Here is an 8,557-nt window from a genome sequence, read left to right as displayed (position 1 = left end):
AGGGCGGAGATGACGTCGAGATAGGCCAGAGGACGCAGCGCGGAGGGTTCGCGCAGCTGGCCACGCCAGCCCAGCAGCCGGCGTGGCGCCTGCTCGGCCCGCGCGGGCGCCAGCCCGAAACCCTCGAGATCGACCACGCGCCGCACACGCTCCGGCCGCGCGCCGGCATACAGGCACACGACGTTCGCGCCCATGCTGTGCCCGACCAGGTTGACTTCGCCGGTCGGTGCATAGTGGTCGACGAGCGCATCGAGGTCGCTCAGGTACTCGTGGAACCAGTAGTGGCCGCCGCCCTGCCGTGCGACCGGCCAGTCGGACAACCCGAAACCGCGCGCATCGGGCGCGATCACCTGCCAGTCGCCCGCGAGCGCATCGACGACGAACTGGAACGACGCCGCGACATCCATCCAGCCGTGCAGCATGAACAGCGTCGGCGCATCGGGCCGGCCCCAGCGCCGGACATGCAGCTGGACGCCGCGCACCGTGACGAAATCGGAAACAGAACTCGAGGCACTCATTGCAACCGCCAAAAAAAAGAATGGTCGTTCGATTATAGCGGCGACGCCCTCTTTCCGGCGGCCGGCAATCGAGGCGCCGCTCTAGCATCGCCCGTACGCAACGGGCCGTGGGGGAAGCGCCATGCGCCGGGCAGCCGGGACGGCTGGCGGCAGTCGAAACGCGGCCGAGCGCGAGCCGGCTAGCGTGGCGCGTTGCCGTCCGCCACGTCCTGCGCGGCCAGTTCGTCGAGTTCGGCCTGCTCGAATCCGGCATCGCGGCGCGCATCGAAATTGAACGGGCCACGCAGCCGAGGCGCATGGTATTGCTCGGCGAGTTGCCGGTAGGTCGGCACGGGATCGCGGCCGGCTTCGTCGCACAAATGCCGGAACCAGCGGTTGCCGATCGCGACATGGCCGATTTCGTCGCGCAGGATCACGTCGAGAATCGCGGCCGACGCATCGTCGCCCGCCTGTACGAGTCGCGCACGGATCGGCGGCGATGCGTCGAGCCCACGGGCCTCGAGCGTGCGCGGCACGAGCGCCATACGCGCCAGCACATCGCCCTTGGTCCGCTCGCACATGTCCCACAAACCGTTGTGCGCGGGAAAATCGCCGTACGCATGCCCGAATGCCGCCAGGCGGTCGGACAGGAGCGTGAAGTGATAGGCCTCCTCGGCCGCGACCTTCAGCCAGTCCGCGTAGAACGGGGCCGGCAGGCCCGTGAAGCGCCAGATCGCGTCGAGCGCAAGGTTGATCGCATTGAACTCGATATGGGCAAGCGCGTGCAGCAGCACGGCGCGCCCTGCGGGCGAACGCATGCTGCGCCGCTCGAGCTGGCGCGGCTCGACGAGCGGCGGGCGCGCCGGGCGCCCGGGCAAATCGTCCGGCTCGGGCAATTCGAGCGACGGGGCGATCGCCGCCTGCCCGGCCAGCAGCGCATCGTAGAGCGCGCGCACCTGGGCGGCCTTGGCCGCGGGTTCCGCGTCACGCAGCGCGGCAAGCGCGGCGCGGCGCACGCAGGCAGGCGCATTGCCGAAAGAAGAAGACTCCATGCTCATAAACGGGGACACCCTGCGTGCGCATCGCGGGAGCGCACGCACGCGACGGTTTACAATAGGCGATTGTTCCGCGGCGCATGCGAATGCGCCGGGCAAACCAGACGCGCCATTCTACCGGCGCCCTTCATCGAAGAGACAAGGAGACTCCGTGACGATCTACAAGCTGGGCGATACGGCCCCGACGATCCACGAAAGCGTATTCGTCGCCGATACGGCGGCCATCATCGGCAAGGTCGTGCTCGAGGAGAACGCGAGCGTCTGGTTCGGCGCGACGATTCGCGGCGACAACGAGACGATCACCGTCGGTGCGGGCAGCAACGTCCAGGAAGGCGCGGTCCTGCATACGGACCCGGGCTTTCCGCTGACGATTGCCGAAAACGTGACGATCGGGCACCAGGCCATGCTGCACGGCTGCACGATCGGCGAAGGTTCGCTGGTCGGTATCCAGGCGGTGGTCTTGAATGGAGCGGTCATCGGCCGCAACTGTCTGGTTGGTGCCGGCGCGGTCGTGACGGAAGGCAAGACGTTCCCGGACAACTCGCTGATTCTCGGCGCACCGGCGAAAGTCGTGCGCGAGCTGTCGGCGGAAGACATTGCGCGGCTGCGCACGAACGCGAAGACGTACGTCGAGCGGCGTGCGCATTTCAAGGAGCAACTCGTGCGGATCGGGTGATTCGCACGGATTTCAAGGAAGAAGAGTGAGCGACCAGTTACAGAAATTCATGTTCAATGCGGCGCCCGTGCGCGGCGAGATCGTTTCGCTGCGCAATACGTGGCAGGAAGTGCTCTCCCGCCGCGATTACCCTGCCCCCGTGCGCACGGTGCTCGGCGAGATGATGGCCGCGTGCGCGCTGCTGTCCGCGAACCTGAAATTCAACGGCACCCTGATCATGCAGATCTTCGGCGACGGGCCGGTCCAGATGCTGGTCGTCCAGTGCGGTTCGGATCTGTCGATGCGGGCCACCGCGAAGTTCGCCGGCGATGCCGCCCAGACGATCGGCGACGACACGAGCTTCGCGTCGCTCGTCAACGCGAGCGGCCACGGCCGCTGCGTGATCACGCTCGACCCGGCCGACAAGCTGCCGGGCCAGCAGCCGTACCAGGGCATCGTGCCGCTGAACGGCGTCGACGGCCCACACGAATCCGTCTCGCAGGTGCTCGAGCATTACATGCATCACTCGGAGCAGCTCGACACGCGGCTGTGGCTCGCGGCCGATCGCGACCGCGCGGTCGGCATGCTGCTGCAGAAGCTGCCGGGCGACGGCGGCATCGTGCCGCGTAACGCCGAAACCGATATCGACACGTGGGAGCGCGTCTGCACGCTCGGCGGCACGCTGTCCGCGAAGGAACTGCTCGAAGTCGAACCGGAAGTCGTGTTCCGCCGACTGTTCTGGCAGGAAAATGTGCAGCACTTCGAGCCGGCCGGCACGCGCTTCCAGTGCTCGTGCTCACGCGAGAAGGTCGGTGCGATGCTGCGCATGCTCGGCCGCGAAGAAGTCGACAGCGTGATCGTCGAGCGCGGCCACGTCGAGATCCACTGCGAGTTCTGCAATCAGCGCTATGAATTCGATCCGGTCGACGTCGCGCAGCTGTTCGCGGCCCCCGGCGTCGAGACGGGCATCGCGCCCGCGACCGAGCAGCGTCACTGAGCGGTGGCCCGATGCCCGCCATCCGGGCACGGGCGCATAATGACGCACGAGCGTCGCACGCACGGCTCCGGCGCCGAAGTCACGCACTGCACTTCGGCGCAAGCCGCTTCCCGTCGTCGGCGCGCTGCAGGAGAAACACATGAATCGCCCGCTTCATCGACCATTCCGCACCATCGTCCTGACGAGCGTTGCCGCCGGCACGCTCGCGCTTGCCGGCTGCGCGATGCCGCCGCCGACTGCCACGATCCTGAGCCGCCTGCCCGAACCCGGTGCATCGGGCGGCCAGCCGCCCGCGCTGTCGAGCGCCGAACGCAAGCGCTATGACGAGATCGACCAGCAGGTGCTGCGCGAACAGAACAGCGCGATGGCAGCCGAGGCCGCCGCGCGCGCGTGGGCCTATTACTCGCCGCCGCCGGTGACGGTCTACGGCGGGTATTACGGCGGATGGGGCAATCGCTGGGGCTCGGGCATCAGCTACGGCTACCCGGGATGGTGGTGGTGAGCGTGCATCGCTCGGCTGATTGACTACTGGCAGGAAATAAAAAAGCGCGGCATTTCCCGCGCTTTTTCAATGGATTCGAGCCATCGTGCTCAGTGATGCGCGGCCTTGCCCTTGTCGCCGCCATGATGCCGCGACGGCCTCGCGATCGACTGCGGATTCGGCACGACACGCACCGGTGCCGCCGAGACGGCGCCACGTGTCGACGTATTCGACGGCGTGTTGTTCAGCGGTGCAGCAGGCGCATTCGGCGACACGAACTGCACGAATACTTCGCCGTCCTTCACCATGCCCATCTCGTAGCGCGCGCGCTCTTCGATGGCCGCGGTGCCGCTCTGCAGATCCTGCACTTCGCCCGCGGTGCGCTCGTTGCGCAGCTTCTCGTCCGCGTTCTTCTGGAGCTGGTCGTCGAGCTGCTGACGCAATTCATGCACCCGCAGCCAGCCGCCGTGTCCCCACCATAGGGGGTACTGAATGAGCGCCAGCAAGGCAATCAGGACGACAGTGACAAGCCGCATGTAAGAACCGCAGATATAAGAAGCGCCGCTCCGCGCACATGCACAGAGCGGCGTCGATATGACGAACCCGATAGTAGCGCGTTAGCGCAGGTTATAGAAAGCCGATTTACCCGGGTAGCTTGCGATGTCGCCGAGATCTTCCTCGATGCGCAGCAGCTGGTTGTACTTCGAGATACGGTCGCTGCGCGACAGCGAACCCGTCTTGATCTGACCGGCGTTCAGGCCGACTGCGATATCCGCGATCGTCGAATCTTCCGTTTCGCCCGAGCGGTGCGAGATCACGGCCGTGTAGCCTGCGCGCTTCGCCATTTCGATTGCCGCGAACGTTTCGGTCAGCGTACCGATCTGGTTGATCTTGATGAGGATCGAGTTCGCGATGCCCTTCTCGATGCCTTCCTTCAGGATGCGCGTGTTCGTGACGAACAGATCGTCGCCGACCAGCTGCACCTTCTTGCCGAGACGATCGGTCAACAGCTTCCAGCCTTCCCAGTCGCTTTCGTGCATGCCGTCCTCGATCGACACGATCGGGAACTTGTCGGCGAGCGTCGCGAGGTAGTCGGTGAATTCGGCCGACGACAGTTGCAGGCCTTCGCCCGCGAGCTGGTACTTGCCGTCGTGGTAGAACTCGGATGCCGCGCAGTCGAGCGCGAGCAGCACGTCTTCACCCGCACGGTAGCCAGCCTTCTCGATCGCCTGCAGGATCGTCGACAGGCACTCGTCGTTGCTGCCGAAGTTCGGCGCGAAGCCGCCTTCGTCGCCGACTGCCGTGCTCATGCCGCGGTCGCTCAGGATCTTCTTCAGTGCGTGGAACACTTCCGCGCCGCAACGCAGGGCTTCACGGAACGTCGGCTGGCTCACCGGGACGATCATGAATTCCTGGATGTCGAGGCTGTTGTTCGCGTGCGCGCCGCCGTTGACGATGTTCATCATCGGCACCGGCAGTTGCATTGCGCCCGAACCGCCGAAGTAGCGGTACAGCGGCAGGCCTGCCTCTTCGGCCGCTGCCTTCGCGACGGCCATCGACACGGCCAGCATCGCGTTCGCGCCGAGGCGCGACTTGTTGTCGGTGCCGTCCAGCTCGAGCAGCGTCTTGTCGAGGAACGCCTGTTCCGACGCGTCGAGGCCCATGATGGCTTCGGAGATTTCGGTGTTGATATGCTCGACTGCCTTCAGCACGCCCTTGCCGTTGTAGCGGCCGGCTTCGCCGTCACGCAGTTCGATCGCTTCACGCGAGCCGGTGGACGCGCCCGACGGCACCGCCGCGCGGCCCATCGTGCCCGATTCGAGCAGCACGTCGCATTCGACGGTGGGGTTGCCGCGCGAATCCAGAATCTCGCGGCCGATGATATCTACGATTGCACTCATGGGTTTCCTCTGAGAATGACGATGGATTCTTCAAACTGCAACGGCGCACGCGCCTGAACCGCTTTCGCTACTGACGCGCGAAGCCGTCGCAAGGTTCATTCGATCTTTAATTGAAATCGTTTTCCAGGAACGGATTGCGCTTCACCGCCTGGTCGAGTGTGACGAGGGTCTCCAGCAGCGCACCCATCCGGTTCAGCGGCACCGCGTTCGGGCCATCCGACTTTGCTTCGGCCGGATTCGGGTGCGTTTCCATGAAGAGGCCCGCGACGCCCGTCGCGACCGCCGCACGTGCGAGCACCGGCACGAATTCGCGCTGGCCGCCCGAACTCGTGCCCTGCCCGCCCGGCAGCTGCACCGAGTGGGTCGCGTCGAACACGACCGGGGCGCTCGTCTCGCGCATGATCGCGAGCGAACGCATGTCCGACACGAGATTGTTGTAGCCGAACGAGACACCGCGCTCGCACGCCATGAAGCGGTCTTCCGACAGCCCCGCTTCACGGGCCGCTTCGCGCGCCTTGTCGATCACGTTCTTCATGTCGTGCGGCGCGAGGAACTGGCCCTTCTTGATGTTGACGGGCTTGCCCGAGCGCGCGCACGCATGGATGAAATCGGTCTGGCGGCACAGGAACGCCGGCGTCTGCAGCACGTCGACGACCGACGCAACCTGCTCGATCTCTTCGATCGAATGCACGTCGGTCAGCACCGGCAGGCCGAGCTGACGCTTCACCTCGGACAGGATCCGCAGGCCCTCGTCCATTCCGAGGCCACGAAACGACTTGCCCGAGCTGCGGTTCGCCTTGTCGTAGGACGACTTGTAGATGAACGGAACGTTCAGCTTCGCGCAGATCTCCTTCAGGCGGCCCGCCGTGTCGATCGTCATTTGCTCCGATTCGACGACGCAGGTACCCGCGATCAGGAAGAAAGGCTTGTCGAGACCGACCTCGAAATCGCACAGCTTCATGCTTACACTCCGCGCGCTTGCTTGTTGGCAAGCGCAGCTTCGACGAACGACTTGAAGAGGGGATGACCGTCACGCGGCGTGGACGTGAATTCCGGGTGGAACTGAACGCCGACGAACCACGGGTGCATCGAACGCGGCAGTTCCATCATTTCCGGCAGATCCTCGCTCGGGGTACGGGCGCTGATGATAAGGCCGCCGGCTTCGAGCTGGGGCACGAAGCGGTTATTGACTTCATAACGGTGGCGATGGCGCTCGTTCACGTCCTTGCCATAGATTTCTTCCGCCATCGTGCCCGGCTTGATCGGGCAGCGCTGCGAACCCAGGCGCATCGTGCCGCCGAGATCGGATTCCTCGGTGCGCGTCTCGACCTTGCCGTCGCGGTCGTACCACTCGGTGATCAGCGCGACCACGCGTTCCGGCGTGTCCGGCTCGAATTCCGTGCTGTTCGCCTGCTTCAGGCCGACGACGTCGCGCGCGAACTCGATCACCGCGAGCTGCATGCCGAGGCAGATGCCGAGATACGGCACCTTGGCTTCACGCGCATAGCGGATCGCCGCGATCTTGCCTTCCGTGCCGCGACGGCCGAAACCACCCGGCACCAGCACGGCGTCGAGGTGCTTCAGGCTGTCGACACCGTTCGTCTCGATCTCTTCCGAGTCGATGTATTCGATGTTGACCTTGGTCGACGTGTGCAGCGATGCGTGGCGCAGCGCTTCGATCAGCGACTTGTACGACTCGGTCAGGTCGACATACTTGCCGACCATGCCGATCGTCACTTCGTGCTTCGGGTTCTCGAGCTTCTCGACGAGCGCCGACCACATGGTCAGGTCAGCGTCCTTCGGCGACAGCTTCAGTTCCTCGCAGATGATGCGGTCGAGGCCCTGGTCGTGCAGCATCTGCGGAATCTTGTAGATGCTGTCGGCGTCCCACACCGAGATCACGGCGTCTTCCGGCACGTTCGAGAACATCGAGATCTTCTTCGACTCGTCGTCCGGAATGCGGCGGTCCGCACGGCACAGCAGCACGTGCGGCAGGATGCCGATCTCGCGCAGCTTCTGCACGCTGTGCTGGGTCGGCTTCGTCTTCAGCTCGCCGGCCGTCGCGACGTACGGCACCAGCGTCAGGTGCACGAAGCACGCGCTGTTGCGGCCGAGGCGCAGGCTCATCTGGCGCGCGGCTTCCAGAAACGGCAGCGATTCGATGTCGCCGACCGTGCCGCCGATCTCGACGATCGCGACATCCGGCTCACCGCAGGTGGCCGACGCGGCACCGCGCTCGATGAATGCCTGGATTTCGTTCGTGATGTGCGGAATGACCTGCACGGTCTTGCCGAGATAGTCGCCGCGGCGTTCCTTGCGGATCACCGATTCGTAGATCTGGCCGGTCGTGAAGTTGTTGGCCTTGCGCATCTTCGTGCTGATGAAGCGCTCGTAGTGGCCGAGGTCGAGGTCCGTCTCCGCTCCATCTTCCGTCACGAACACTTCGCCGTGCTGGAACGGGCTCATCGTGCCGGGGTCGACGTTGATGTAGGGATCGAGTTTGAGGAGGGTGACTTTCAGACCGCGCGATTCGAGGATCGCGGCGAGGGAAGCGGCGGCAATACCCTTGCCAAGGGAAGAAACTACGCCGCCGGTGACGAAAACATATTTGGTCATCGCTGGATGCTCGCGGGAAAAACGGATTATACCGTAAAGCCCGCCCTTCTCTCAGCAATTGACTCGATGATCGCGCCCTTTCGCGCCGACCCGCACCAGCCGTGCGCGCCCGGGCGAAACCGCCCGCCGGCCGGTGCAACCGTGCGCGCCGGAGGCATGCCCCCGGCCGCCAAACCGTGCGTCAGGCGCGCTTCGCGAGCGGGGTGACGCCCTGCGACACATCGCCCTCCACCGCCTTCAGTGAATTCAGCATTCGCTGCAACGCGCGGGCGGTTTCGAGCGGCCGCTCCATCGGGAACAGGTGGCTGCCTTCCAGCCATTCGACGCGGCCGCGCGCTGCACGACGCGTCGCATA

The 8,557-nt window shown here is 65.1% G+C and carries 9 protein-coding genes and 1 pseudogene; 3 read left to right on the top strand and 7 right to left on the bottom strand.

Annotated features, from left to right (window positions below; genetic code table 11):
- On the bottom strand, nt 1-518 hold a 518-nt coding region (locus tag G3N99_RS29215; protein ID WP_206124118.1), incomplete at its 3' end, for an alpha/beta fold hydrolase.
- Nucleotides 519-697: 179 nt separating this feature from the next.
- Nucleotides 698-1,555: a ferritin-like domain-containing protein gene (locus tag G3N99_RS29210; RefSeq protein WP_206124119.1), complete on the bottom strand. Its 858-nt coding sequence runs from the start codon at nt 1,553-1,555 to the stop codon at nt 698-700.
- A 148-nt stretch (nt 1,556-1,703) separates the two neighbouring features.
- Here G3N99_RS29210 and G3N99_RS29205 point away from each other — a divergent pair, with 148 nt between their 5' ends.
- From G3N99_RS29205 to G3N99_RS29195, 3 genes are all read left to right on the top strand, one after another.
- The gene (locus tag G3N99_RS29205; RefSeq protein ID WP_071334714.1) at nt 1,704-2,228 is read left to right on the top strand and encodes a gamma carbonic anhydrase family protein; all 525 of its coding nucleotides are present in this window, start codon (nt 1,704-1,706) and stop codon (nt 2,226-2,228) included.
- A gap of 25 nt (nt 2,229-2,253) precedes the next feature.
- On the top strand, nt 2,254-3,204 hold the full coding sequence (gene hslO, locus G3N99_RS29200; RefSeq protein WP_174941886.1) for an Hsp33 family molecular chaperone HslO: 951 nt from the start codon (nt 2,254-2,256) through the stop codon (nt 3,202-3,204).
- Nucleotides 3,205-3,343: 139 nt separating this feature from the next.
- Entirely contained in the window at nt 3,344-3,706 is a 363-nt protein-coding gene (locus G3N99_RS29195; RefSeq protein WP_174941884.1) for a hypothetical protein, read from the top strand.
- Nucleotides 3,707-3,795: 89 nt separating this feature from the next.
- On the opposite strand, the gene ftsB is transcribed toward G3N99_RS29195, so the two are convergent.
- The 5 genes and pseudogenes from ftsB to G3N99_RS29170 all read right to left on the bottom strand — a co-directional run.
- Nucleotides 3,796-4,221: a cell division protein FtsB gene (gene ftsB, locus G3N99_RS29190; RefSeq protein ID WP_011352543.1), complete on the bottom strand. Its 426-nt coding sequence runs from the start codon at nt 4,219-4,221 to the stop codon at nt 3,796-3,798.
- A gap of 81 nt (nt 4,222-4,302) precedes the next feature.
- Nucleotides 4,303-5,586 (bottom strand): phosphopyruvate hydratase, encoded by a 1,284-nt coding sequence (gene eno / locus G3N99_RS29185; protein ID WP_011352544.1) that lies wholly within the window; start codon nt 5,584-5,586, stop codon nt 4,303-4,305.
- A 106-nt stretch (nt 5,587-5,692) separates the two neighbouring features.
- Complete coding sequence (gene kdsA / locus G3N99_RS29180; protein WP_085039266.1) at nt 5,693-6,547, bottom strand: 3-deoxy-8-phosphooctulonate synthase; 855 nt, start codon at nt 6,545-6,547, stop codon at nt 5,693-5,695.
- A 2-nt stretch (nt 6,548-6,549) separates the two neighbouring features.
- Nucleotides 6,550-8,202 (bottom strand): CTP synthase, encoded by a 1,653-nt coding sequence (locus tag G3N99_RS29175; RefSeq protein WP_089445932.1) that lies wholly within the window; start codon nt 8,200-8,202, stop codon nt 6,550-6,552.
- A 181-nt stretch (nt 8,203-8,383) separates the two neighbouring features.
- Nucleotides 8,384-8,557, bottom strand: a pseudogene (locus G3N99_RS29170) (alpha/beta hydrolase); the annotation flags it as partial.

Origin of the sequence: Burkholderia sp. Ac-20392 (genome assembly GCF_017104585.1) — a bacterium.
GTDB lineage: Bacteria > Pseudomonadota > Gammaproteobacteria > Burkholderiales > Burkholderiaceae > Burkholderia > Burkholderia lata.
Note: the sequence above shows the minus strand (reverse complement) of the source record. Positions and strands in the feature narration are given on the sequence as shown.